Consider the following 24,158-nt stretch of genomic DNA (forward strand, 5'->3'; position numbering starts at 1 on the left):
CGGACCGGGGTCTGCCTGGTAAGCATGGTCAGCGAATAATCCGGCGTGAGCGCAAGGCGGGGCGGTTTAACGCATGCGGATCGGCAATGAAGGCCGGGAAAGCAGTTCCCACTGATTGAGAATTGCAGGTTAATTGGCGACAGACCATAGCCAAGTAATTCTTAGTCAAATTTAGTATACCCGTTTCTTTGGTGGGATGACGGATACTTCATTCGTCAGAGTCCTCATCTTCACAGGCCGATAACTTAGTTTTACGTTACCAGCTCTATCGCACCACGCTAATGTGTGCTTCATCCAGTTCTGATCGTCGCGGTCCGGATAATCGTCATGCGCATGTGCGCCCCGGCTCTCGGTTCGTGCTTCGGCGCCCACCATCGTTGTCGTTGCGTTGCTCATAAGATTAGTTAATTCTAATGCCTCCATCAGGTCACTGTTCCAAATCAGGCTGCGGTCTGTGATAGATATGTCAGCCATTCCGGCCCAAGCCTTCCTCATTTTCTCTACGCCCTTGGTCAAGCTTTTTGCGTCCCGGAATACCGCTGCGTGGTTCTGCATAGAGCGCTGCATTGCTAAGCGAAGCTCCGCGACTTTAGTACCTCCTTTTGAGTGTCTGATATCATCGAAACGATCGAGTGAGGCTTCACCGGCCTTTGGGGGTAATGGGGGCTGACAGGTACCGGATGAGATAGTTTCAGAGGCACGACGAGCAGCCGCGCGGCCAAAAACCACAAGATCGAGTAAGGAGTTTGTGCCAAGACGATTTGCGCCATGAACTGAAACACATGCCGCTTCACCGACTGCCATCAATCCGGGAATCACAGCGTCGGGGTTGTCTCGCGCCGGGCGTAGCGCCTGCGCATGAATATTTGTCGGTATGCCTCCCATGTTATAGTGGACCGTGGGCAGCACTGGTATCGGCTCCTTCGTTACGTCGACGCCGGAAAAGACCTTTGCGGTTTCCGAAATGCCGGGCAAGCGCTCGAGAAGCAGGTCGAATCCAAGATGCTCCAAATGAAGCATAATGTGATCCTTCTCCGGACCACAGCCGCGTCCAGCATTTATTTCCAATGTCATGGAACGAGAAACAACATCTCGGCTGGCAAGATCTTTCGCAGTTGGCGCATAACGTTCCATAAAGCGCTCGCCATCCTCGTTGCTCAGATAGCCGCCTTCACCGCGGGCACCTTCAGTAATGAGACAACCGGCGGGAAAGATACCCGTTGGGTGGAACTGTACAAATTCCATGTCTTGGACAGGTAAACCTGCTCGGAGCACCATTCCTGTACCGTCGCCGGTGCAAGTATGTGCCGATGTGCAGGACAAATAGGCTCGTCCATATCCACCCGTTGCCATCACAACTATTTGGGCCCGGAACCGATGGATGCTACCATCTTCCAGGCACCAGGCCACAACGCCGCGACAGATGCCCTCGTGATCAAAAATCAAATCAAGCGCGAAGTATTCGACAAAAAATTCCGTGCCTCGCTTAAGGCTCTGCTGGTACAAAGTGTGCAAGATAGCATGGCCCGTACGATCAGCCGCAGCGCACGCCCGCATGGCTGGCTCCTTCCCGTATTCAGTCATGTGACCACCAAAAGGACGCTGATAGATACGTCCATCTTCGGTGCGACTGAACGGCACACCGTAGTGCTCCAGTTCGTACAAAGCCGGGATGGCCTCACGACACATATACTCGATGGCATCTTGATCACCAAGCCAGTCGGATCCTTTGACCGTGTCGTACATGTGCCAACGCCAGTCGTCTTCACCCATGTTACCCAGCGCCGCACCAATTCCGCCTTGCGCTGCCACAGTGTGGCTTCGGGTTGGGAAAACCTTGGTTATGCAGGCCGTTCTCAACCCGCAGGCACCCATGCCTAACGCCGCCCTCAAACCAGAGCCACCAGCCCCAACAACTACAACGTCGTATGTGTGATCCAGCACGTTGTAGGCTCGTGACGACGGCGCCGTAATTCCAACCATAGAACGTTTTCCTTCCTACTCAAAGTCCAGTTTTCAGCACCGATATAATACAAACTAGCGCTAAAAGGGCAGACACAGCTTTCACACTCACCACCATGCCCAACTTAGCTAGATCATCGTGGACATAATCTTCGATTATTACTTGCACCCCGAGTTGAAGATGGTGGAAAGTCGCTAAAATAAGCGCGAGCATCAAACTCAGGGTTACGGTCGATGTCATCCAGTTTATTACGGTTTGATGCGATGCGCCGGACAGGTGGATCACCGAACAGATAAACCAAAGAGACAAGGGCACTAGCGAGAGAGCACTCAACCGCTGTCCACACCAATTATCTCCATCTGTGCGCCTCGCCCCTCGGGCGGCTATGCGCATTACGGAACGCGACACCTCAATTCTTGGCTTCAAGGGCATATCGGCTCCTTACCGCACCAGTAGTCCCACGAGCCAGACGACAGTGGTGAATGCGCCAGTAGCGACTAACACGGCCCAGCCAGACATCGTGGACGTGGGCGCGCCGAACCCGATTCCAAGGTCCCAAAACAGATGGCGAATGCCGCTAAAAAAATGGAATATAAGTGCGACTGACCAAACAAACAGTATCAAAAGTCCGGGTACGGAACCAATGAAATGCTGCGCCCTATCGAATTCGATATCAGAACCCGCAGTGGCGACAAGCCACCAAGTTAGTATCAGGGTGCCGAACGCAAGGCCGACGCCTGTTACGCGATGAAGGATCGATAGCGCCATGCTGATCGGCCATCGATACACCTGCAGGTGCGGCGACAGCGGGCGATCCACAAGCTTGCCTTCAGAATTCAGTGCGACCATTTGCGGATCCCCCCACGTTTCGCAAAAACAGCTCCAGGATAAAATTTTGTTGTGTTCGGTCAAATTCGGCCATGGCGACTAAACCGTCAAGGCGGTTTACCCCCGCGGTTCGGTAGCACACGATCTGTCCGGGTGATGGACCAAGAGCTTGCTGCAATCCGAGGGACTTGTTGCCACGCGCCACGGCGCGCATCGGCCGCGCAGGCCGCTGTCCGGGATGATGCTGCATCAAGACGACTCGCGCCACGCTGGGTCGGTGGGCTCGATGCGATGGACCTGATCGTGAGGACACCGTCTGGAGGTTCCAGGCGCTTCTTGAGGTGTTCGGCCAGAATGGGTGGCCTTGGATAAATGCATGGGCTGCGTGGCGGCACAATGCATTGGGCTCCAGACACAATTTCAGGTCCACCAAATGACGATGGCCGCCAGGGCGACTGTCGAGGCGAAGTTGCGGGCGAGTTATTCTTAACGGAGTGCGACCCGGAGCCAGTCCTTCAGATGATTAATGTAGACCTCTTCGATAAAGCACGGAAGGTCCGCCGTGACGTCCTCGAAGGTTTCATAGGCAACCAAGTAGACCGCTTCGACCTTCAGTGTCTTCATAAAGCTCTCGGCCGGCCTGCACATCCTCATCCAGCGCCCCAACCTCGAACTTGCCAACCCAGATCCGGATCAGCTGCCGGGAAATGTCGTGGCGCTTGGACAGTGCGCGCAGGGCTTCACCGGCGATGAACTCTTCGGCAACCTGACGCTTGAATGCGACGCTATGGGAACGATGCTTGGCCATGGCTTCTATTCTCCAGAATCCCCACAAGGGGGGCAAATCTACGAACTCAGACTGTCCACCCGCAGGGCCGCACTCCAAACAAGGTCAGGTTTGGCTTGATGACTGCGGTGTTGCCCTGCTCGGCAAGCAATGCGTGCAGCCCCTCGCCGTCGTAGGCAGTGTCACCAAGCACGTGGTCGGCCTTCAGGAGTGTCGTGAGCAAGCTGTTGGCGACGCGGGTATCGCCGCGTTGGTCCGGTGTGAGGTCGGACCGATCAAACGCCCCAAGCGGTCCGCGACGGCATGAATTTTGGTGGTTCGCCTACCCCGGCTGCGCCCGATGGCCCGCGATTCGGCCCCCCCCCTTTTTCCGCCGGCACTGCACCGATGCGCCTTCGCTGTGGTGCTGTCGATGCACTGCAGATCGGCGACATCCGAGGTGATCAGTCATTGCAGCATCTGCTGCCAGATGCCGCCTTCGACCAGCGGTTTGAAGCGCTTGTAGATCGTCATGTGCGGACCACAGACCGACGGACAATCGCGCCAACGACAGCCGTACTTCAGAACGTGCGGAATGCCGTTGATGACTGTCCGATTGCGGCCCGGTCTGACGCCGCGACGCCGCGTCGGGATCAGCGATTCCGACCACTGTTTATTCGCCAGCCAGTGCTCGCTTGCCACTTACTCACTTCCTTCCGCATGGCACAAACCGATCGCGGCACCAGCGCGTGACGTTCGAACGTGGAGCGCGTATGGACCAAAGAGGATAGGAAAATCATGAAGAAACCGCGAATATTCAGCATTGATTGTCGTGAAGCCTCAGGGTGGAGAGTATAGAGCACGGTCAAACCGCCTTGATCCGGGTGTCGCCTATGGCGAGCAGCTCACGGCCTTCCATGGACGTACGCGTGCGTCGTTGCTGCCAATCCAATCGGCGGTAAACACTGTCGCGCATCCGCCGACTGGCACCAGTATATGGAACTGTCTCGGCTTCGAGGCAGCGGCTTGATCGGACACGTTGAGAGGCATTTTTTAGGTTCCGGACTCAATTTCAGGTCCACCAGAAGATGATGGCTGCCGGGGCGACTGTCGATCCGAGGTTGCGGGCGAGCTTATCGTAACGGATTGAGACCCGGCGCCAGTCCTTCAGATGTGCGAAGGTGCGCTCGATCAGGTTGCGGAGTTTGTAAGTCCCTGTGCCAAAAGCCGGGACGTTCTTACGGGTCGGGTCTGGCTTGATGACTGCGGTGCTGCCTCGCTCGGCGAGCAAAGCGCGCAGTCCGTCGCCGTCGTAGGCCGTTTCGCCAAGCACGTGCTCGGCCTTCGGCAGCGTCGCCAGCAAGCTGTTGGCGACGCCGATATCGCTGCGTTGGCCGGGTGTCAGCTCGAACCCGATCAAACGCCCCAAGCGGCCCGCAACGGCATGAATTTTGGGCCGAAACGCAAGTCATCGGGCGCAGTCGAGGCGGGCGAACCACCCCCTTGTATCTTGCCCTTGCTGGCCGAAACGGGGCCGGAGAGGCTATCGGTGGATGGGAGCCCGCAGCCCCCCAGGGCGATTGAGCCCGTGAAAAAGCATGGGGCCCCGTTCACCGGTTCCGTCAGGAGCCCGAACAGTCGCTTGGGCCGCCAATCGAGCCCGCATTCGCAAGGACGGGTCATGGAACAGCTTTCCACTTCGCCAGGATATGTCGGCATCGACGTCTCGAAGGATCGGCTCATGTTCATGTTCGCCCATCAGACCACATCTTCAGCGTCCCCCGTGACGGCCCCGGCCTGGAACAACTCGAAGGCGATTTACGCCGGTTGGCCCCAGCCCTGATCGTGCTCGAAGCCACCGGAGGCTTCGAGATCACGGTGGCGGCGGCACTTGCCGGCGCGCACCTGCCGCTCGCGGTGGTCAATCCGCGTCAGATTCGTGATTTTGCGCGTGCCACCGCAGCGCGCTGAGAAGCCCCAGCGCGAACGGTTCGTGGAAACCGCCCGCGCGATCGGCGCTTCTGAGGAGCCGGAGGATTTTGAGAGGGGGTTCAGGCAGGTGGTGAAGCCGATGAAAGACGTCATGCCATCGGATCCCCATCCTCGTTGCAACGGGAAGCGAGCTTCCTCATAAAACCACGAACGGCTCAAAAGATATGGTCAGCTTCGTCCTCGGTATGTTTGCTTTCGACGTGCATTGCTGTATTGCGCCATGCCACCCGAACGGCGTCAATCGCCGCAAAAGTGCTCTCGAAAAACTGCCGATCTGAGGGGTTAGCCCAGGATTGAGGCGGATTCGCGCCTACGCGACTATTCATATATAGCTACTATGGTGTCTGGCATTTTGTGAGCCGGGCCGGACTGAGTTTTAAAAAAAGCCTGCACGCCAGCGAGCAGGATCGCCCAGACGTGGTCCGCCGTCGCGAGCGCTGGCAGAAGCATCAGGACAAGTTTGATCCCAAACGTTTGGTTTTCATCGACGAAACCTGGGTGAAGACCAACATGACGCGGACACACGGCCGTTGCGCGCTTGGCGAGCGTCTGGTCGCCAAGGTGCCTCATGGGCACTGGAAGACACTGACCTTCGTCGGTGCCCCTCGCTGCGATGGGATCACCGCGCCCTGCGTGCTCGATGGCCCGATCAACGCCGTCAGCTTCCTGGCCTACGTCACTCAGTTTTTGGTGCCGACGTTGCGGCCTGGCGATGTCGTCATCATCGACAATCTCGGCTCTATTGCGAAAGGCGGATCCTCGGTCGATCGAACCAGCTTGGAAAACCATCGGCACACTGCTGGACAAATTTATCGCTCAGGAATGTGCCAACTACCTTCCAAACTCAGGATATGCGTCAACCTAAAGCTGTGACGCTCGCCAAGATGACTACCGGGCTGCTCGACCGCCTGACCCGTTATTGCGACATCGTCGAAACCGGCAACGAGAGCGGGCGCTTCAAGAACCGCGTCTGATCCGCGGAACCCATCCTGTTCGAGCCTGGTGCCGTGCTCGCCGCCGTCAAACACGCCTGCGCGCCGCTCCGCGGTGGCCTGCGGCCATGCTTGACCGCGGCTGCGCGCGGTCCGCGGGGCGAAACCAGGTTGAGGCGAAGAAACGGCTCTTGTCAGCCGAACAAACAAACCCCGACAGATTCTAACAAATCGCAACGAACGAGGTCCCCTTTTGATGCCGATAGGGGGTCCCGTTCCCGTGCCGATCACCGCCGTGGCGATGATCTCGTCGAAAGCCAGCCAACTTCATCCCATAGAAGCTTCAGTTCGCCCATGGCGGAAGGAATTTCGAAACGCTCATCGGGCATTCTCCGAAGCCGGCGGTATTGGCCCCTTGAGGGCGTCGCTTCGGGCTCTCATCGCTCCCCGTCGATTTCGTTGCGAGCGGCCGGCTAACCGCTTGACGTTCAGCGTCGCCAGCCCCAATGTAAATGTGCTTTACATTCACATGAGGCCCTCGATGACGAGCGCTGCCAATCCAGACGCCTATGGCCCGCGTGGCTGGAACCAAGGCCCCTGGGGCAATACCAAGGGCCCACAGTGGCAACAACCCAATCACGGGGCCGCTTATACTGGCCAGAACGGGGGACCCCAGAACTCGGGTCCGGGTTGGGACAATCCGGCCTGGGGTGGTCCGCCATTCTGGCACCCGGCGGGGCTCAGCCGTCCGGCTGCCATCGCCTTTACCATACTCGGCTTCCTGTTCTGGTGGCCGGTCGGACTCGCTTTGCTCATTTATACGATAGGGAGTGGTCGCATGGGATGCTTCGGTCGTCGCAGACGAGCTATGAGCCAACACAACGGGCAGGACGCCGGCCCGTGGGCGAACTGGAAAACCTGGGGCTGCGGGCCTTCGGGTCGTGCCGCCTCGACCTCGGGCAACCGAGCGTTCGATGAATACAAGGCCGAGACCCTGCGCCGCATGGAGGAGGAGCAGAAGGAGTTCGGATCGTTCCTGGAACGCCTTCGTTTCGCTAAGGACAAGGCGGAGTTCGACCAGTTCATGGCCGAACGCCGGGCTCGCCCGCCCGCTCCACCGACCGAGGAGCAGCCCGCTACCTGACGCTTCGCGATCTAGGTTCCATTCAACGAGTTCGACTATTAACTATCGTTGCGCCAATTCACAGCGGGCGGTTTGGCGCATTTTTTGCTCCGGTACTTGGCATTCATCGACTGTGCGCAGCCTGCCACCATATCCCGTCCGGCATCTCCGGACTGCCCGGCCAAAAGAGCTTTTCGCACAGGTCGGGCTTGTCTAAGAGTCGCCACGGACAACTAAGGGATCGTAACAGATGGCCGGCATCGACATCCTGGCGTCAGCCTTCAATGGCGCCAACGCAGCCTTCTTGGCCGATCTCTATGCGCGGTGGGCGTCCCGCCCTTCCGCTGTTGACCCCAGCTTCGCCGAGCTGTTTGCCGCCATGAACGACGAGGCCCGCGCCGTGTTGGAGGATGCCAGTGGCGCATCCTGGGCGCCGCGCCGCGGCCTGATGGCGGGTGAAACGGTGTCTAAGCCCGCGGCTGAGGACCTGGCGCCGGATCAGGTCCGGGCCGCCACGATTGCCTCGCTGCGCGCGCTGATGCTAATCCGGTCCTACCGGGTGCGCGGACATCTTGAAGCACAGCTTGATCCGCTCGGTCTGCAGTCGCCGCACAAGCATGCCGAGCTGGATCCGGCATCCTATGGTTTCACGGAGGCCGATCTCGACAAGTCCATCTTCATCGACAAGGTGCTGGGTCGTGAGACCGCCACCCTGCGCGAGATCATGCAGGTTCTGCGACTAACCTATTGCGGTCCGATCGGCGTCGAATTCATGCACATACAGGACCCGGAACAGAAGTCCTGGATCCAGCGCAAGGTCGAGGGCGCACCCTGGCGAACCACATTTGATGCCGCTGAAAAGCGCACCGTGCTGCGACAGCTGACCGAGGCCGAGGGCTTCGAGGCGTTCTGCCAGAAGCGTTACGTCACCACCAAGCGCTTCGGCCTGGAAGGCGGCGAGGTCACCATACCGTCGCTGCATGCAATGATCGCCGTTGCCGCGTCATCCGGTGCGGTGGAAGTCGCGATCGGCATGCCGCATCGCGGCCGACTTAACACCTTGGTCAATATCGTCCGGAAGCCGTTAACCGCGCTGTTCAGCGAGTTTGGAGGCGAAAGCTTCAAGCCCGAAGATGTGCAAGGGTCAGGTGACGTGAAGTATCATCTGGGCACCTCCACCGACCTGGAGATCGGTGGTCACAGCGTGCATCTGTCGCTGCAGCCGAATCCGTCGCACCTGGAGGCAGTGGATCCGGTCGTCGTCGGCAAGGTCCGCGCCCGGCAGGACCGGTCCGGCGATACCAAGACGCGCAAGTCGGTGATGGCGATCCTGATGCACGGTGACGCTGCCTTCGCAGGCCAGGGGCTTGTCTATGAGACGCTGGCGATGAGCCAGCTGATTGGCTACCGCACCGGGGGGACGATTCACCTGGTGGTCAACAACCAGATCGGCTTCACCACGGTTCCGGCGCACGCGTTTTCCGGACTATACTGCACCGACGTGGCGAAATCGATCCAGGCGCCGATTTTGCATGTCAACGGCGACGATCCCGAGGCGGTGGTGTTCTGTTCACGGATGGCCGCCGAGTATCGCATGAAGTTCAACAGCGACATCGTGTTGGACATCGTCTGCTACCGTCGCCACGGCCACAACGAGACCGACGAGCCAGCCTTCACTCAGCCGTTGATGTATCGGGCGATCAGCGCCACCAAAACCACCCGCACGCTTTATGCCGAGAAGCTGGCCGCCGAGGGCTCCGTGCCGGCGGCCGAGTCCAAGGCGATGCTGGATGACTTCACCAGGACGCTGGAAGACGCCAATGCCGCGGCGAAGTCATACCGGCCCAACAAGGCGGACTGGCTGGAAGGGCATTGGTCCGGCTTCACCCCGGTGGACCAGCAGGAAGACGAACTTGCCGAGCAGCCCACCGCCGTTCCGAGTGAAACGCTTAAGCGGATCGGCAACGCGCTGGCGCACGTGCCGGATGGCTTCAACCTTAACCCGAAGATCAGCCGTCAGCTTGAGGCTAAAAGGCAGGCTGTCGATAGCGGCGAGGGCATCGACTGGGCGACCGGGGAGGCACTGTCCTACGGCAGTCTGTTGCTTGAAGGGACTCGTGTCCGCTTGTCTGGAGAGGATAGTCAGCGCGGCACCTTCAGCCAGCGCCACGCGGTGCTGATCGACCAGGTTAATCAGCATGAATATACGCCGCTTAACAACATCGCCGAAGACCAGGCGCGGATCGAGATCTATAACTCACTGCTTTCGGAAGCTGGCGTCCTGGGCTTCGAGTACGGCTACTCGTTGGCCGATCCGGAGACCCTGGTATTGTGGGAAGCGCAATTCGGCGACTTCGCCAATGGTGCGCAGGTGATCATTGACCAGTTCCTGGCCTGCGGCGAAACCAAATGGCTGCGAATGTCGGGCTTGGTGCTGCTGTTGCCGCACGGTTACGAGGGTCAGGGTCCGGAACACTCCTCGGCGCGCATTGAGCGCTATCTGCAGCTCTGTGCCGAACGAAACATGTATGTCTGCAACCTGACCACTCCTGCCAACTATTTTCATGCGCTGCGCCGGCAGCAGCACCGCAACTTCCGCAAGCCGCTGATCGTGTTCGAGCCGAAGTCGCTGTTGCGCCACAAGCTGGTGGTGTCGCCGTTGGCTGACTTCGCCGAGGGCACTCGATTCCAGTTCGTGATTCCGGAAATCGACGCGATCGCGCCGCCCGAGCAGGTGCGCCGCGTGGCGATCTGCTCCGGCAAGGTATACTACGATCTCCTCGCGGAACGCCGGTCCAAGAAGATCAATGACATCGTCATCGTCCGGCTGGAACAGCTTTATCCGTTTCCCGAAAACACCCTCCGCCGGGTATTGGCGCCTTACACCAACGCCGACGTGGTCTGGTGCCAGGAAGAGCCCGAGAACATGGGCGCCTGGCACTTCGTCGATCGTCGTATCGAAAAAGTGCTCGGCCGCCTGGACATGAAGGTTCGCCGGCCGACCTATGTCGGCCGTGATGCCGCCGCCAGCCCGGCGACTGGCTTGGCCAAGACCCATATCGTTCAGCAGGCGCGCCTGGTAGCCACGTTGCTTGGTATCGGCTAGACCGCCGGGCGCGGTTTCACTCACGCCCCCCGCTGATTACGCCCCCCGCTGACCTACGCCTGGAGACATATCGCCGTGGCGACTGAAATCGTTGTGCCCGCATTGGGCGAGAGCGTCACAACCGCCACGGTTGCCCGCTGGATCAAGCAGCAAGGTGAACCGGTAGCGGCCGACGAGCCGCTGGTCGAACTGGAAACCGACAAGGTGACCGTGGAGGTGAACGCTCCGGCCCAGGGTGTGCTGTCCTCGATCGCGGTGGCTGAGGGCACCGAGGTCGAGGTCGGTTCGGTCCTTGGCGTGGTGGATGGCGCTGCGAAAGTAGCCTCCGGCCCGACCAAGACAGCGCCGGCCTCGCAGCCGAAGGCGATGGCACGTGAGCCGCAGCCGACATCCGCGGCCGCCCTACCGCCATCGTCTGTCGCCGAACCGCGGCCGGCAGCCAATCCGCCGCCGGGCGTCAATCCGCCGCCGCGCCCGTTGGGTCCGGTGTCTCGTCCTGCCGCGCCCCCTGACGCAACCCCTGGCGCGACCCGTGACAGCGCGGCATCGGCTCACGCGCCGCTGCCGGCGGCCGCGAAGCTGATCGAAGAGAACAAGGTTCCGGCCGAAGCACTGGGCGCCGGGACCGGCAAGGACGGGCGCATCACCAAGGGCGACGTTCTAGATTTTCTCAATCGCCCCGCTCCCGCTCCACCGGCACCGGCCGCCAGGGGGCCGCGTCAGGATGAGCCTCGGGAACAGCGGGTGAAGATGACCCGCTTGCGCCGTACCATCGCGCTGCGGCTGAAGGAAGCGCAGAACAACGCGGCGATGCTGACCACCTTCAACGAAGTGGACATGTCGGCGATCATGACGCTGCGGACGCAATATCGCGACGCATTCGAAAAGAAGCACAACGGCATCCGGCTCGGCTTCATGAGCGTGTTCGTCCGTTCTTGCTGCGTGGCGCTGAAGGAATTTCCTGCGGTCAACGCCGAAATCGACGGCGACGACATCGTCTACAAGAACTTCGTCAACATGGGGATCGCCGTAGGTGGCCCGACCGGTCTTGTGGTTCCGGTGATCCGCGATGCCGATCAGCTAGGATTTGCTGGTATCGAGGCGGCGATCGCCGACTTCGGCAAGCGTGCCCGCGACGGCGCGCTTAAGCTTGAGGATCTGGCCGGCGGCACCTTCAGCATTACCAATGGCGGCATCTACGGATCGATGATGTCGACGCCGATCCTGAATCCGCCGCAGTCGGCGATCCTGGGGATGCACAAGATCCAGGAGCGCCCGATGGTTGTCGACGGCAAGATCGAGATCCGGCCAATGATGTACCTCGCGGTGTCGTACGATCATCGCATTGTTGACGGCAAAGAGGCGGTGTCCTTTTTGGTCCGGGTCAAGGAAGGCGTGGAAGACCCGCGCCGGTTGCTACTGGATCTGTGAGCGGTCGTTGAAGCACAACCGTCCATGGCGATAACTGCGGGTAACCCTGGGGACTACATGAGCGATTTCTTCGACGTAATCGTCATCGGTTCGGGGCCAGGAGGCTACGTCTGTGCCATCCGCGCCGCTCAATTAGGGCTGAAAGTAGCCTGCGTCGAGAAGCGTCCGACACTCGGCGGGACCTGTCTGAACATCGGCTGCATCCCGTCCAAGGCGCTGCTACAGTCGTCGGAGGAGTTCGAGAAAGCCGGCCATGCGCTGAAGCGTCATGGCGTGCTGGTGGGCGACGTGAAGCTGGATCTCGTTCGCATGCAGGCGCGCAAGACCGAGGTCGTCAACGCCAACACCAGGGGCGTCGAATTCTTGTTTCGCAAGAACAAGGTCACTTGGCTGAAGGGCGCTGGCCGAATCACCGCGCCAGGCACGGTCGATGTCGACGGCACCGTCTACACAGCGAAGAACATCGTCATCGCGACCGGCAGCGAGAGCGTTCCGCTGCCCGGCGTTGCGGTCGATGAAAAGCGGATCGTCACCTCAACCGGTGGCCTGGAACTGCAAACGGTTCCGGGGCACCTTGCGGTGATCGGCGCTGGGTATATCGGGCTGGAACTTGGCAGTGTCTGGCACCGCCTCGGTGCCGAGGTAACCATTGTCGAGTTCCTCGACAGGATTGTACCGGGAATGGACAACGAAGTCGCCACGGCGTTCCAACGGATCCTGCAGAAGCAGGGGCTGAAGTTTCGCCTGGGCATGAAGGTGAGCGAGGCGGCAGCAACGGCAGATGGGGTCACCCTGACGCTGCAGCCTGTCAAGGGCGGCGCGGCGGAAACGATCAAAGCGGATGTCGTGCTGGTTTCGATCGGCCGTCGTCCCTACACCGATGGCCTTGGCCTGGAGCAGGTCGGCGTCGAACTCGATGACCGAAAGCAGGTCAAGGTCGATGCCAGTTATGCAACCACCTTAGCGGGCGTCCACGCCATCGGCGATGCGATCGCCGGCCCGATGCTGGCGCATAAGGCCGAGGATGAAGGTGTTGCGGTGGCGGAGATCCTCGCCGGTCAGGCCGGTCATGTTAACTACGGGGCGATTCCCGGCGTGGTCTATACTTGGCCCGAAGTTGCCTCGGTGGGACAGACGGAGGAAGAACTGAAGGCCGGCGGCGTCGCCTATACGATCGGCAAATTCCCGTTCACCGCGAATGGTCGAGCGCGCGCGATGGGGGACACCGATGGCTTTGTAAAGATCTTGGCCGAGAAATCGACCGACCGACTGCTCGGCGCGCATGTGCTTGGCCCCGATGCCGGCACATTGATCGCGGAACTGACCACCGCGATCGAATTCGGCGCCTCGGCCGAGGACGTCGCGCGGATTTGCCACGCCCATCCGACGCTCAGCGAGGCGGTAAAGGAAGCGGCCCTGGCGGCGGACGGACGAGCGATCCATATCTGAAGTCATGGAATCGGCGGTTAATTCGGCTGGGGAAGGCGATGTGCCCTGCGCGGATGCGGGGCGATGAAGCCGCTTGCGCTGACAATGGGCGACCCGGCTGGAATCGGCGGTGAACTGTCGCTGAAAGCCTGGCTTGCACTGCGCGGCAGCGGCCCCGCTTTCGTCGTGCTGGATGATCCGGTTCGGCTGCGGCAATTGGCGCTTGACCTGGGCCTCGCGGTGCCGTTGCGGACGTTGAGACATGCTGCCGAGGCTGCCGACGCATTTCAATCAGCGTTGCCCGTTTTGGCCGTGCCATTGGCTTCGGCCGCAGTGCCGGGACGGGCTGACCCGGCGAACGCGGATGCCGTCATTGCATCGATCGAGCAGGCGACGAAGCTTGCGCTGGCTGGTAGCGTCGGCGCCGTCGTTACCAATCCGATCAATAAGGCCGCCTTGTACCAGGCTGGTTTTCCCTATCCTGGACATACCGAATTCCTGGCCGAACTGACCGGCGCCACCGGGCAGCAGATCATGATGCTCGCCAGCCCGATGCTACGTGTCGTGCCAGTAACAGTACACGCGTCATTGCGGGATGCGATCGCGATGCTGACGACCGAGATGATCGTCGCGGCCGGTCGTACAACCGCCGCCGCGTTGCGACGCGATTTTGGCATCGCCTCCCCTCGTCTGGCGATCGCTGGTCTGAATCCGCACGCCGGAGAGGAGGGCGCACTGGGAACCGAGGAAACTACTCTGGTGCGGCCGGCTATCGACCTGTTGCGAGCCGAGCGAATTGATGTCTCTGGCCCCTGGCCGCCCGACACGATGTTTACCGCCGCCGCGCGCAGCCGCTACGACGTAGCCATCTGCATGTATCACGACCAGGCGCTGATCCCGCTGAAGACGCTGGACATGGACCATGGCGTGAACGTGACTCTGGGCCTGCCGATCGTAAGAACGTCGCCCGATCATGGCACCGCTTTCGATATCGCGGGCAAGGGCGTGGCCGATGCTACCAGCCTGTTGGCCGCGATCGCTTTGGCCGGGACTTTGGCGCGTCGTCGCGGGACATAGGGGCGTGGGCATGCGGTCAGAGCCCTTTCGGGTAGGACAGGAATTCCTCGATGACGTGGGGCGGTGGTTTGACATAGTCGGACGTGCGGCTAACCCCAAGCCCGGTGAGGCGGCGAAGCTTGACGGCGGTTTCGGCCGCCTTGACGACGATAGGAATGCCGTTGATGACCGGTGCTCCGTCAACGGCGTGGCCGCGAATGCGGGAGAATAGCAGCATCGGAATGCCGCCCCCCGGGATCAGCACATCTACCCCCTGGCGCACCAGCGGCCCCGCCTGCTCGGCATATTTTCGTTCCACGTCTTTGGCGATCCCGTCGTCGTCGTAGGCGCGGAGAATCTCACCGGGTTCGAACGTCAGGGCGTGGACGCCGGTGATGCGGTGCTCCAATCCATATTTGCGGATTTGATGGTGGAACCAGGAAATATATCGCGGATTTATCGTAACGATACCGGTCCGCTGCCCGAGTTGGCAGGCCTGCAGCATCGAGGCTTCCCCAAGCGCCACGACCGGGATGTCGACAACCGAGCGGCATTCGTAAAGCCCGGCGTCCTGGAAGTGGCCGATGATGAAGGCGTCATAGCCCTCGCGTTCGGCTCGGACAGCATTGCAAATCACCTCGCGCGCGCAACGGAATTCCACGATCGGGTGAGCGTATGAATCGTGCGGGGTGATGCCGTGAACATCTATTTCCGTACCGGGGTCTACGATATCCGCAAGATGGGCGCGCAGCGTGTCCCAATAGAGCGCGCCGTTGGCATAATCGACATAGCTTTGATACCAGATACGCATTGCATGGCCTTTCATTCAGATCGACATCGACCCGATGCTGGACCCGCCGCAGACGAACAACGTTTGACCGGTGATGAAGCTGCTGGCCGGGCTGGAGAAGAACAGGGCGGCACCAGCCACATCATCAGGCGCACCGAGGCGCTTCATCGGAATTGCCGCAGCCAACGCTTGCTCTCGCGGGCTGTCGGCGGGAACGACGTCATGGAACATCTCTGTCTCCGGGATCGGGCTGGGTGCGACGACGTTGACGGTGATGCCGTCAGCGGCCAGCTCCAGCGCCCAGGTACGCGCCGTTCCGATCATGCCGGCCTTGGTTGCTGTATATGCCGTACGGGTCGCCAGCCCCAACGCGGCGCGTGACGAGAAGTCTTCAGGTGCAGTTGCGTCAGCTCGATCACATCTGCAATAATTATATCCGAGACCAAAGCTGGGCGTAGCCCTGCGTTATGCACGATATGGGTGATCGAGTGACGTTCGGCGATCTCTTGCGCCGCCTGCGTAGTAGTCGCCAACGGGTCCCGCAGGTCAACCTCGATATGTTCGCAGCGTGCGTCGGCAGGTTCTCGACGAGAAAGCGAGACAACATTATACAGATTGCCGCGCCGATCCCGGTGCTGCCGCCGGTGACCACCGCAACCGTCATACAGATGTGTCGACAAGTGCCAGCACACGCAATGGGCTGCCCGAGCCTTGGCGGATCTTCAGGGGCGCGGTCAGAAGTAGCGCGCCGGTGGGCGGCAGCAGGTCGAGATTGGCGAGGCATTGCAGCCCGTAGCGGCCGCTGCCGTGCATATAATGATGCGCCGGATATGGCGGCGTGAAATGCGCTGCCTGGCCGGCGTCCGTGCCGATCGTTTCGGTGCCAAAGCCGTGGACGTCGCGTTCCTCCACCAGCCACTTTACGACCGCCGGCGCCGGGCCAGGCGAATGCGGACCGTCGTCAAGCAAATTGGCGTATTGGCGAACCGGCCGCTTGTACCAATCAGTGCGAAGCAGCACCCAGGCGCGCGGCGGGATGCGGCCGTATTTCGCTTCCCAATCTTCAACAAACGGAATGGTCAGTACGAAATCCGCGTCGGCGGCGCATTGCGCCGAGCAATCGATCACGCACGCCAGAGCCAGGAAATGCGCCGGCGGGATGGTATCGACCGCGTTGTTGGGCAGTTCCTTGCCGGTCACCCAATGGATCGGCGCGTCGAAATGGGTGCCGGTATGCTCGCCCATGGAAAAGTTGTTCCAGTACCATGCCGGCCCGCGGGCATCGTAGCGCGACACTTCCTCAATGCGGAACGGAGCGCATTGGCCGAGTTCTGGAGGTATCACGATGGTCGGGAACTCCGGTGCCAGCGTCTGAGTAAGGTCGATGATTCGGATTGTGCCGCACGCCAGGGCGGCCGCCAAGGCACCCAGCATCGGCGACGCGGTCATGCCTCCAACTCCCGCTCCAGTGCCTTTGGCTGAACGTCCAGCCGCGCCCGGATATCCTGCGCGATGTCGCCGACATAGGCGTCCTCGATGCCATTGCGTAGCGCCTCGACGGTGGCGGCGGCTAGCGCGGCAGGCGCCACTTTGGGTGGCGGCACGGACTGGAACCATTCGTTATCGAGGGGTCCTGTGAAGATGTTAAGCACCTTCACGCCACCGCCTCGCAACTCGGCCCGCAGCGCCTGCGCGGCCGACAGGCAGGCCGCTTCGGCAGCGGAGAATGCGCCATATAACGGCCAATTCGCCAGCGCGTGAACCGACAACAGGTTGACGAATGCGGCCGCGGCATTGGCGCCGTCGGCACCGCGGGCGCGCATCGGAGGTCCAAATTGCTGCGCCAGACGAAGCAAGCCGAAGTAGCGGATGTCGATCTCTTCGCGCGCGATCGTCAGACCATGACGCCCGATGATCCCGCCAACCCGCGGGTGCTCGGTCGTATTGACAAGAATATCTACGCGATGCCCGATCTCGCCGGCAACGTCGGCGACCGACCTACTGTCTGTCAGATCCAGAGCAACGATTTCAACTCCCGGAATCGCGCGTAGCGCTGCTTCACCTGGCCACGGCTTCCATGCGTCGGCTATGCCGGCGACGATGATCGCGGCCCCCGCCGTTGCCATCGCCTGCGCCATGGCCTGGCCGGTGGCGTTGCGGGCATCGGTGATCAGTACCCGGCGGAACTTTGGATCGCACGTCAGCTCCCGCAATTGCACGTCGTCCTCCTGATGCTCGGTCGCCTGCTCCGGCATCGCCAGCGTCACCGCGTGGCCGCTCTTGTCCAGACGCAATGTCATACGCACCCGGTCGCCCTCGGTGACATCGCCGTGCAGATGAGCAACCACAGACGGGCCGCAGTCCATTGCCACGGTGCCAATGCGCCAAGGAGTACGTTCGCGAAAGTAGACATCGATGCTGGTGCGGATCGTGGTTCCCGCCAGCACAACCCCGCCCGCAGATACCTCGCGGAACGGCACCCGAGCGGACAGGCAGCGCGGACAGGCGTCGCGTGGAGGGTAGAGAGTGGCGCCGCAGTCGGCACACACCTGCAGCGCGAAGCGGCCCTCGGCCGCGGCCGCCGTCAGGCCATGCGCGGTGCGGCTGCGAACGCCTTGCGGCAGCAGCGGTTCGCGCGTCTTCTTCAGCGGATCCTTGCGCCGCGGCCGGGTCAGAGGGTCGGTCATGGGCGCGCCAGCAACACCGCGGAACTGGCAAGCCCACGGTCGTAGTTGATCATCCCGAAACCCGAGACCAGGCCAACACGAGCATCCGGCACCGCAGTTTCTCCGGCTTCATCTGTCAGTTGACGCACCGCCTCCACCAGCCCCAGATAGCCGCCGGCAGCACCGGCTTGCCCTACCGATAACTGGCCTCCAGACGTGTTGTGCGGGAAGTCTCCGTCAACGGTCAGGCTATGGGCGCGGACGAAGGCCGGCGCTTCACCCTCGGCACAAAAACCCAGATCCTCGAGCTGCATCATAACGATGACGGGATAATCATCATAGGTCTGCACGAAGTCCACTGCTTCGGGTCTGACCCCTGCCATGCCCCAGAGATCACCTCGGTCCATCGCCCAGCCGCCACGATATTGGATCGGATCGTCGGGATAGGCGTTGTGTCGCTCGATCGTCGACAGCACCCTGGCGAACGGTAGGCCTAAACCGAGCACGGCGTCCTCGCGGCATACCAGGAAAGCCTCGGCTCCGGCGCATGGCATGACGCAGTCGAACAGATGGATTGGGTCGGAGATCGCGCGGGCGGCCATATAATCCTCCAGCGTGAGCGGCTTGCGCATCAGCGCGCCATTATATCGTTGCGCGTTCGCCCGCTGGGCGACGCAGATGCGGCCGAAATCCTCTCGCGAGGCGCCAGTGCGGTTCATGTAATGGCGAGTGATGAGCGCGAAGCTGGCGTTCGGGCCACCCGAACCATAGGGGTACACCGCATCCTGGGCGAAACGCGAGAACGAAGACAGAGTCTTGCGGAAACTGTCGACGTGGTTGGTATCGGCCGCCACGCACGCCACGAAATCCGCGTCTCCCGCCTGCACCGCCCGAGCCGCTCGGCGCAGCGCGATGCCGCCGCTGGCGCCGCCCATTGGGACGTGATCCAGCCAGCGCGGCGACAGCCCGAGATGCTGCGTCAGGCCAACTGCCGTGTCGGGTGCCAGGGTGAAGCTGGACACCGACAATCCATCCAGATCGGCGGGTCGCAGACGCGTTCGTTGCGTCAACGCATATAATGCCCGCCCGGCCCACCAATGTGCGCTGTTCACCGAATAGCGACGATACTTGACGCTGACTGGTGCGCAAATCACGACGCCTTCGTAACCGCGCCGGCGCACTATGCCGGCCGACGCTTCAGACCACGGGTATCATGCGCTGTCGCTGCCAGTTCGGCGACTGCGCTGCGCAATTCGCCGCGCTGGATTTTCTGTGTCGAAGTCAGCGGAAGTTCGGCGACGAACGCAATGAAACCAGGCGCCTTGTAATAAGCCAGCCGCTCGACGCACCATGCGGCGATGTCGCGCGCCAGGGCCGCGTCAGCCTCGCCGCGGGGAACGATGCAGGCAAACACTTCCTCCCCGCGCAACGCATCGGCGATCGGGGCCACTGCGGCGTCCGCGATCGAGGGGTGCTGACGAAGCGCGCTTTCGACCTCGACGGCGGCGATGTTCTCGCCGGAGCGTCGAATGACGTTCTTGCGCCGGTCGACGAAGTGCAACGATCCGTCTGGCCCGCGCCGAACCACATCGCTGGTGTGAAACCAGCCGTCCAGCCAGGCCTCGGCGGTGGCGGCGGCATCCTTCAGATATTCTCGGAAGAAACCGAAACCCCGGTCGGGTCCGGCATGGCGGACCAGGAGTTCGCCTTGTTCCGCATCGCTGCCGTCTTCGTGGACAATGCGGCACTCGACCTCGGAGCCTGGACGGCCGAAGCAGCAGGTGCCGATATGGCGGGGTTCGTCACCGGCTGCGATCATCGCACCCGCGCCGGTCTCGGTCATCGCCCAGGCCTCGATAAGCGGGAAGCCAAACCGTTGCTCGAACGCAGCGTGCAGCTTGCCGTCGACGCCGGCACCGAATCCGAAACGGACTGCATGGTCTCGATCGTCCGCCGCTGCCGAATCGACCATCAGCATCGCCGGCATGACGCCAAGGTAGTGGATCACCGTTGCACCGGACTCGCGCACCGTCCGCCACCAGGACAGGGGATGGAACCGATCCAGCGGAATGAGGCAGCCTCCGGTGATCAGCATCGCCATCACCGAACAGGCAAGTGCGTTCATATGGAACAATGGCAACGGCGTCAGCATCCGCTCCCCGCCGATGCGCAGCGCCGCCAGGCCGCCGAGGCGAGTGTACCAATCCCCGGCGGCCAGAAAATAGCTGTTGGCCAGCACGCAGCCTTTCGGCTGTCCGGTGGTGCCGGATGTGTAGAGCAGCGCCGCCTCATCCCAAGCCACAGCGGGTCTTGTCACCGTGGCAGGCATTTCATCCGGCGCGGTGATCGCGACGGGACGGTCGCCAGCGGCTTGCCGCAACGCCGCGTGGCGTGACGGTACAGCTATCACCGCGACCAGCTCGGAATGTGCGATGACGTAGGACAGCTCGATAACTCGCAGGTCGGGATTCAGCGGCACGATCGAGACGCCCAGCGCATTCAGCGCGAACCAGTGCAGTAGGAAGGCTGGGCGATTTTCCAACAGCAATCCGATGCGGAGACCTGGGCCGTAGCCGGCCTCGGCGTAGCGGCGGCGGAGGTGCAACACGGCGTCCAACGCTTGGCTGTAGATGATGTCGCCAGGCTCGATCTGGTAGGCGGCAGCAGTTTCTGCCGTGACCGAGAGAAACGCGCGATCGCGGTGGGTAAGGGCGGTTTGGTGAAAAGTTTCGAAGACGGTGTTCATCGCATCGCGCGCCGCCGGTTAGATGAACAACTGAATGCTGCCGAACGCAGCGTCGCAATTCACCAGATCGACCCGTTTCATCCGTATACGCAATGATCCGTCGATCACCGCCAATTCATGCGTTGCCCAGGCGGCGTAAAGATCCTGTTGATCCAGACGCGTCTCCAAATAGTGCATCGCTGTCCATGTCGCGTAACGGTCCGTATCGGGGTCGAAGATATCGACCCGCGGCTGTTGCAGCACATGATGGCAGCGGCTTTTCGGTTTCTGACTATAGGTGCGATTACCCTTCAACCTCTCGACGCGCAGACGCAGCAGAAACAGATCCTCATCCATCAGCGATGCGGTTAGCCGCCGGTCGGTCTGACCGTGTTCCAGCGGCATCCAGTAGCGTCCGTCTGGCGCGAACAGGGCCAGCCATTCATCGAAGCGGTGCTCGTCCAACAACCGAGCCTCGTAATAGACAAGGCCGATGACGTCGGCGGTCGAGATCATGCACCGGATACCATATACTGCGCCCAAGCGTGAAATTGGTTGCGCATCTGCCGCTCGGTTGTTCCGTTATCGACAGACAGCGGCTGCTCTCCAGGCTCGAACAAACGATGCAGGCTGACCCAGGGATTGCCATCGGCGTGCAAACCCTCCTGCGCACGCTCATACATTTCCAGGTCGTCATGTCCGACCACGGATGTCGGTGCGTTAACCAAACGACTATATACCAGCGTGCGTTCGAGCAGAAAATCCGGAGCGTCAACCAATCGGAACGTCCAGCTTTCCACCAGCGTGCGATCAGGACCCAGCGGCTTGAACAAGCGCAGCAACTGGATCGGCCCTTTTACCATCAGATTGGGAAAGTAGATCGTGTTGTGTCGGTTCTCATCCAGGATCGCCTTGGCGCGGGGTTCGCCATAGGCGGCGACCATGCGCTCGAAATAGTCCGGCACAGCCGTATAGTTTGAGTGGATCGAGTGATGCACCCCGGTGTGGCCATGGCCGTTTTCCCAGGTGCGAATGCCCATTTTTTCGAAGAACTCGTACGGCGCCATGAACGGTGCATAGATCTCCACCGCCATCGGCTTCGGGGTTTGTTCGCCGGCGCGCTTCCAAAGTTGAATCGCGGTGCCGGCGGACGACATATGGGCGACCATTGGATGGCAGGTGTCGGTCTGGTTATCGACGAGCATCTTCCAGTTGCAGTTGTGCATGTAGCGCAGCACCCCGCCAGCAACCTCCAGCCGTCCGGCCGGAGACCGATCCACCATGTTGTCGATACTGGAAAGCGCGTCGCCAAAGAACGCCCCGAAATCGGGGCCGCCGGCCGCCATCTTGGCGAACACGAAGCCGCGGTAATTGTGCACGTGGCGCACCGGCGTCAGACCTCGTGACGCCGCGCTGTCCGCGAAGCCGGTGCTGTCATAGCCAGCGGGCAACGGCAGCGCGGCTAGGCTGCCGTCGGTGCGGAAGCTCCAGGCGTGGTATGGGCAGCGGAATAATCGCCCGGTGTTGCCGGAGGTCTCGGTGGTGATGCGCGTGCCTTTGTGCGGGCAGCGATTATACAGCACATGCAGCGAGCCATCCTCGTGCCGCACCATCAGCACCGGCTGTGCGCCGATTGTGGTGCCGAAGTAGTCACCCGGCTTTGGCACGAGGGAATCGTGGCCGACATAGACCCAGGTATTGGCGAACAGCCGCTCCATCTCAAGGGTGAAGACCTCGGTATCGATGTAAACATCGCGATGGACCTCTGCGTCGCGCACCAGGGCGCGCAGAGCATCGGGATCGTCGCGGTAGCGATTGCTCATGCCGCCTGCCTTTGTTCCAGAAAAGAATCGACGGTGCGCAGCGCCTGCCGTAGCGCGTGCCCCGATTCATCCTCTAGTGCGGCCTGGCGCAGGCGGCGCACCCAGACGGCGGCGTCCGGTCGGCCTTGCAGCCGTCCCGCCGCTGCCATCACCTGGGCATACTTATCCAGGCCGCGGCTGTGGGTGTCGCTGTATCCCTTGATCAGCCGCTGGTTGGCCAGCACTTCGGCGGCCAGGGCGGGATCTTCGGCGGCTACCTCCCGCGCCTGCGCCAGCCAGGCGTCGATCCGCGCCCACTCGCGCGCGTGACGCTGGGTACGGCGGCGCCAGCCACGCAAGCCGGCGACAGCGTATAGCATAAAGAAGCCGAGGATGGTGTCCGTCCGGATGCGGCGCGGGCCGCAGAGCAGCCGTCCGAGCGCTGCCACAACGCGGGGCTGGCGTTCCAGCGCGGTGCCGAGCGCGGGGGGCAGGAGGCCGAGCAGTTCCTCCATCCGGGGATGCATGAATTCGGTGATGGCGATGACGCGGCCGCCCATCTCGCGCTGCACGCGGTCGGCACGCGAGGGCTGGGTTTTCAGCGCGGCCACCCGGATGACGTCGTCGTAAACCATGGCTCGGGCGATATATTTGGCGGCGGTCTCGTAGAGGTGGCTTCCGTCCGCTGTGCTCACGCCGCCGGACACGCGGGCTCGGGCAGCGCCGGCGATTGCCTCCACCGCGTCCAGATATGCCGCACCGTAGGCGGTGTCCTGAAAGGCAACCACGTGGCGCAGCCCCTCGGCCAGCATCTCATGCGCGGCGGCGGGCAGCGAGGCGGCGCGGGCCAGCAAGCCGTCGAACGGCGGGTGGCCCACCGGCGCCAGCAGCGGTTTCACCGGATCGGAGCCTGCCGACGGCGCAGCCACGCTGGGCGGCGCCCCGACCGCATCGAAGCCCAACGCAAAACCGCGCAAGCTGCCCTGCACGCCAACGCCCGTCGCCGAAATCGCCGCCTCGAACGCCGCCCGCTCAAACGGCAATGTGGCCGCCCCGCATAGCGCGCCGAACAGCACCGACGACACCACGCTGCCCGCCTGCTCTGCCAGTGTCGCCATATCGAACCCGACGAACCGGCGCGCCGCCGCCCGCGCTGCCGCGGTCACCGCCGCGGCATCCGCCATCCCGTCGCCCGGCACCTGCTTTTCCGATACCGCGAAGGCACGGTGGGTCGAGGCGATCAGTGTGGTCCGATCCGGCGTCACCAGGCCGCGATGGATGGCGCGCCCGGCCTCCATCCACTCGGCGGCGATAACGATGTCCACATCGCCGGGCGTGGCCATGGCGGAGAACACCGGCGTCCGATCCGGCGCCGCCTCGAGCACCTCGACGTAGTAGATCGTCGCGCCGGTGCGCTGCGCCACGCCGGGCACCGAGGTCGATTGCGCACGCCAGCCCTTATGTTCGGCCAGCGCCACGATCCAGTCCACCAGCACGCCACCGCCCTGACCGCCGATCGCCAGCACCGCGATGGTGATCGGGCGATCCAT

20 protein-coding genes and 2 pseudogenes are annotated in these 24,158 nt (G+C 61.9%); 7 read left to right on the forward strand and 15 right to left on the reverse strand.

Features of this window, described 5'->3' with window-relative positions:
- Positions 1-171: 171 nt before the first annotated feature.
- The 6 genes from sdhA to ACQY4Y_RS07185 form a co-directional block, all read right to left on the reverse strand.
- Positions 172-1,983: a succinate dehydrogenase flavoprotein subunit gene (gene sdhA, locus ACQY4Y_RS07160; RefSeq protein WP_428489859.1), complete on the reverse strand. Its 1,812-nt coding sequence runs from the start codon at positions 1,981-1,983 to the stop codon at positions 172-174.
- A 19-nt stretch (positions 1,984-2,002) separates the two neighbouring features.
- Positions 2,003-2,395 carry a succinate dehydrogenase, hydrophobic membrane anchor protein gene (sdhD, locus tag ACQY4Y_RS07165; protein ID WP_428489860.1) on the reverse strand — a complete coding sequence of 131 codons (393 nt, stop codon included), beginning with the start codon at positions 2,393-2,395 and terminating at the stop codon, positions 2,003-2,005.
- 9 nt (positions 2,396-2,404) lie between these two features.
- Entirely contained in the window at positions 2,405-2,812 is a 408-nt protein-coding gene (gene sdhC / locus ACQY4Y_RS07170; RefSeq protein ID WP_428489861.1) for a succinate dehydrogenase, cytochrome b556 subunit, read from the reverse strand.
- Between the two features lie 559 nt (positions 2,813-3,371).
- On the reverse strand, positions 3,372-3,599 hold the full coding sequence (locus ACQY4Y_RS07175; RefSeq protein WP_428489862.1) for a transposase: 228 nt from the start codon (positions 3,597-3,599) through the stop codon (positions 3,372-3,374).
- Positions 3,600-4,025: 426 nt separating this feature from the next.
- Positions 4,026-4,259, reverse strand: coding sequence for a transposase (locus ACQY4Y_RS07180; protein WP_428489863.1), 234 nt, complete (start codon positions 4,257-4,259; stop codon positions 4,026-4,028).
- 370 nt (positions 4,260-4,629) lie between these two features.
- Entirely contained in the window at positions 4,630-5,007 is a 378-nt protein-coding gene (locus ACQY4Y_RS07185) for a transposase (RefSeq protein WP_428490754.1), read from the reverse strand.
- Between the two features lie 231 nt (positions 5,008-5,238).
- Between ACQY4Y_RS07185 and ACQY4Y_RS07190 the strand changes: the two are divergent.
- The 7 genes and pseudogenes from ACQY4Y_RS07190 to pdxA all read left to right on the forward strand — a co-directional run.
- A pseudogene (locus ACQY4Y_RS07190) lies at positions 5,239-5,516 on the forward strand (IS110 family transposase); the annotation flags it as partial.
- Between the two features lie 366 nt (positions 5,517-5,882).
- Positions 5,883-6,414: pseudogene (locus tag ACQY4Y_RS07195) on the forward strand (transposase); the annotation flags it as partial.
- A gap of 608 nt (positions 6,415-7,022) precedes the next feature.
- Positions 7,023-7,625 (forward strand): DUF2852 domain-containing protein, encoded by a 603-nt coding sequence (locus ACQY4Y_RS07200; RefSeq protein ID WP_428489864.1) that lies wholly within the window; start codon positions 7,023-7,025, stop codon positions 7,623-7,625.
- A gap of 229 nt (positions 7,626-7,854) precedes the next feature.
- Complete coding sequence (locus tag ACQY4Y_RS07205; RefSeq protein WP_428489865.1) at positions 7,855-10,710, forward strand: 2-oxoglutarate dehydrogenase E1 component; 2,856 nt, start codon at positions 7,855-7,857, stop codon at positions 10,708-10,710.
- A gap of 75 nt (positions 10,711-10,785) precedes the next feature.
- The gene (gene odhB / locus ACQY4Y_RS07210) at positions 10,786-12,141 is read left to right on the forward strand and encodes a 2-oxoglutarate dehydrogenase complex dihydrolipoyllysine-residue succinyltransferase (RefSeq protein ID WP_428489866.1); all 1,356 of its coding nucleotides are present in this window, start codon (positions 10,786-10,788) and stop codon (positions 12,139-12,141) included.
- Positions 12,142-12,198: 57 nt separating this feature from the next.
- A complete protein-coding gene (lpdA, locus tag ACQY4Y_RS07215; RefSeq protein WP_428489867.1) occupies positions 12,199-13,590 on the forward strand; it encodes a dihydrolipoyl dehydrogenase in 1,392 nt (463 codons plus the stop codon).
- Between the two features lie 63 nt (positions 13,591-13,653).
- Positions 13,654-14,646, forward strand: coding sequence for a 4-hydroxythreonine-4-phosphate dehydrogenase PdxA (pdxA, locus tag ACQY4Y_RS07220; RefSeq protein WP_428489868.1), 993 nt, complete (start codon positions 13,654-13,656; stop codon positions 14,644-14,646).
- A 16-nt stretch (positions 14,647-14,662) separates the two neighbouring features.
- On the opposite strand, the gene ACQY4Y_RS07225 is transcribed toward pdxA, so the two are convergent.
- The 9 genes from ACQY4Y_RS07225 to ACQY4Y_RS07265 all read right to left on the reverse strand — a co-directional run bounded on the left by ACQY4Y_RS07225 (position 14,663) and on the right by ACQY4Y_RS07265 (position 24,158).
- A complete protein-coding gene (locus tag ACQY4Y_RS07225) occupies positions 14,663-15,436 on the reverse strand; it encodes an aspartate/glutamate racemase family protein (RefSeq protein WP_428489869.1) in 774 nt (257 codons plus the stop codon).
- A 15-nt stretch (positions 15,437-15,451) separates the two neighbouring features.
- The gene (locus tag ACQY4Y_RS07230) at positions 15,452-15,784 is read right to left on the reverse strand and encodes an SDR family NAD(P)-dependent oxidoreductase (protein ID WP_428489870.1); all 333 of its coding nucleotides are present in this window, start codon (positions 15,782-15,784) and stop codon (positions 15,452-15,454) included.
- A 291-nt stretch (positions 15,785-16,075) separates the two neighbouring features.
- A complete protein-coding gene (locus ACQY4Y_RS07235; RefSeq protein WP_428489871.1) occupies positions 16,076-16,864 on the reverse strand; it encodes a cyclase family protein in 789 nt (262 codons plus the stop codon).
- Entirely contained in the window at positions 16,861-18,102 is a 1,242-nt protein-coding gene (locus ACQY4Y_RS07240) for an SDR family NAD(P)-dependent oxidoreductase (RefSeq protein WP_428489872.1), read from the reverse strand. The genes ACQY4Y_RS07235 and ACQY4Y_RS07240 overlap by 4 nt, the downstream gene beginning before the upstream one ends.
- Complete coding sequence (locus ACQY4Y_RS07245; RefSeq protein WP_428489873.1) at positions 18,099-19,103, reverse strand: thiolase family protein; 1,005 nt, start codon at positions 19,101-19,103, stop codon at positions 18,099-18,101. Before ACQY4Y_RS07245 ends, ACQY4Y_RS07240 begins: the two co-directional genes overlap by 4 nt.
- A gap of 158 nt (positions 19,104-19,261) precedes the next feature.
- Complete coding sequence (locus ACQY4Y_RS07250; RefSeq protein ID WP_428489874.1) at positions 19,262-20,827, reverse strand: AMP-binding protein; 1,566 nt, start codon at positions 20,825-20,827, stop codon at positions 19,262-19,264.
- An 18-nt stretch (positions 20,828-20,845) separates the two neighbouring features.
- On the reverse strand, positions 20,846-21,322 hold the full coding sequence (locus ACQY4Y_RS07255; protein WP_428489875.1) for an aromatic-ring-hydroxylating dioxygenase subunit beta: 477 nt from the start codon (positions 21,320-21,322) through the stop codon (positions 20,846-20,848).
- Positions 21,319-22,629 carry an aromatic ring-hydroxylating dioxygenase subunit alpha gene (locus tag ACQY4Y_RS07260; protein WP_428489876.1) on the reverse strand — a complete coding sequence of 437 codons (1,311 nt, stop codon included), beginning with the start codon at positions 22,627-22,629 and terminating at the stop codon, positions 21,319-21,321. The genes ACQY4Y_RS07255 and ACQY4Y_RS07260 overlap by 4 nt, the downstream gene beginning before the upstream one ends.
- Entirely contained in the window at positions 22,626-24,158 is a 1,533-nt protein-coding gene (locus ACQY4Y_RS07265; RefSeq protein ID WP_428489877.1) for an indolepyruvate oxidoreductase subunit beta family protein, read from the reverse strand. The genes ACQY4Y_RS07260 and ACQY4Y_RS07265 overlap by 4 nt, the downstream gene beginning before the upstream one ends.

Source organism: Rhodopila sp. (assembly GCF_965277165.1).
Classification (GTDB): domain Bacteria; phylum Pseudomonadota; class Alphaproteobacteria; order Acetobacterales; family Acetobacteraceae; genus Rhodopila.

What these genes read in the sequence shown, in the direction of transcription:
- sdhA (WP_428489859.1), bottom strand. Translation starts at nt 1,983, where the DNA reads ATGGTTGGAATTACGGCGCCGTCGTCACGAGCCTACAACGTGCTGGAT.
- sdhD (WP_428489860.1), bottom strand. Translation starts at nt 2,395, where the DNA reads ATGCCCTTGAAGCCAAGAATTGAGGTGTCGCGTTCCGTAATGCGCATA.
- sdhC (WP_428489861.1), bottom strand. Translation starts at nt 2,812, where the DNA reads ATGGTCGCACTGAATTCTGAAGGCAAGCTTGTGGATCGCCCGCTGTCG.
- ACQY4Y_RS07175 (WP_428489862.1), bottom strand. Translation starts at nt 3,599, where the DNA reads ATGGCCAAGCATCGTTCCCATAGCGTCGCATTCAAGCGTCAGGTTGCC.
- ACQY4Y_RS07200 (WP_428489864.1), top strand. Translation starts at nt 7,023, where the DNA reads ATGACGAGCGCTGCCAATCCAGACGCCTATGGCCCGCGTGGCTGGAAC.
- ACQY4Y_RS07205 (WP_428489865.1), top strand. Translation starts at nt 7,855, where the DNA reads ATGGCCGGCATCGACATCCTGGCGTCAGCCTTCAATGGCGCCAACGCA.
- lpdA (WP_428489867.1), top strand. Translation starts at nt 12,199, where the DNA reads ATGAGCGATTTCTTCGACGTAATCGTCATCGGTTCGGGGCCAGGAGGC.
- pdxA (WP_428489868.1), top strand. Translation starts at nt 13,654, where the DNA reads ATGAAGCCGCTTGCGCTGACAATGGGCGACCCGGCTGGAATCGGCGGT.
- ACQY4Y_RS07225 (WP_428489869.1), bottom strand. Translation starts at nt 15,436, where the DNA reads ATGCGTATCTGGTATCAAAGCTATGTCGATTATGCCAACGGCGCGCTC.
- ACQY4Y_RS07235 (WP_428489871.1), bottom strand. Translation starts at nt 16,864, where the DNA reads ATGACCGCGTCGCCGATGCTGGGTGCCTTGGCGGCCGCCCTGGCGTGC.
- ACQY4Y_RS07240 (WP_428489872.1), bottom strand. Translation starts at nt 18,102, where the DNA reads ATGACCGACCCTCTGACCCGGCCGCGGCGCAAGGATCCGCTGAAGAAG.
- ACQY4Y_RS07250 (WP_428489874.1), bottom strand. Translation starts at nt 20,827, where the DNA reads ATGAACACCGTCTTCGAAACTTTTCACCAAACCGCCCTTACCCACCGC.
- ACQY4Y_RS07255 (WP_428489875.1), bottom strand. Translation starts at nt 21,322, where the DNA reads ATGATCTCGACCGCCGACGTCATCGGCCTTGTCTATTACGAGGCTCGG.
- ACQY4Y_RS07260 (WP_428489876.1), bottom strand. Translation starts at nt 22,629, where the DNA reads ATGAGCAATCGCTACCGCGACGATCCCGATGCTCTGCGCGCCCTGGTG.
- ACQY4Y_RS07265 (WP_428489877.1), bottom strand. Translation starts at nt 24,158, where the DNA reads ATGGATCGCCCGATCACCATCGCGGTGCTGGCGATCGGCGGTCAGGGC.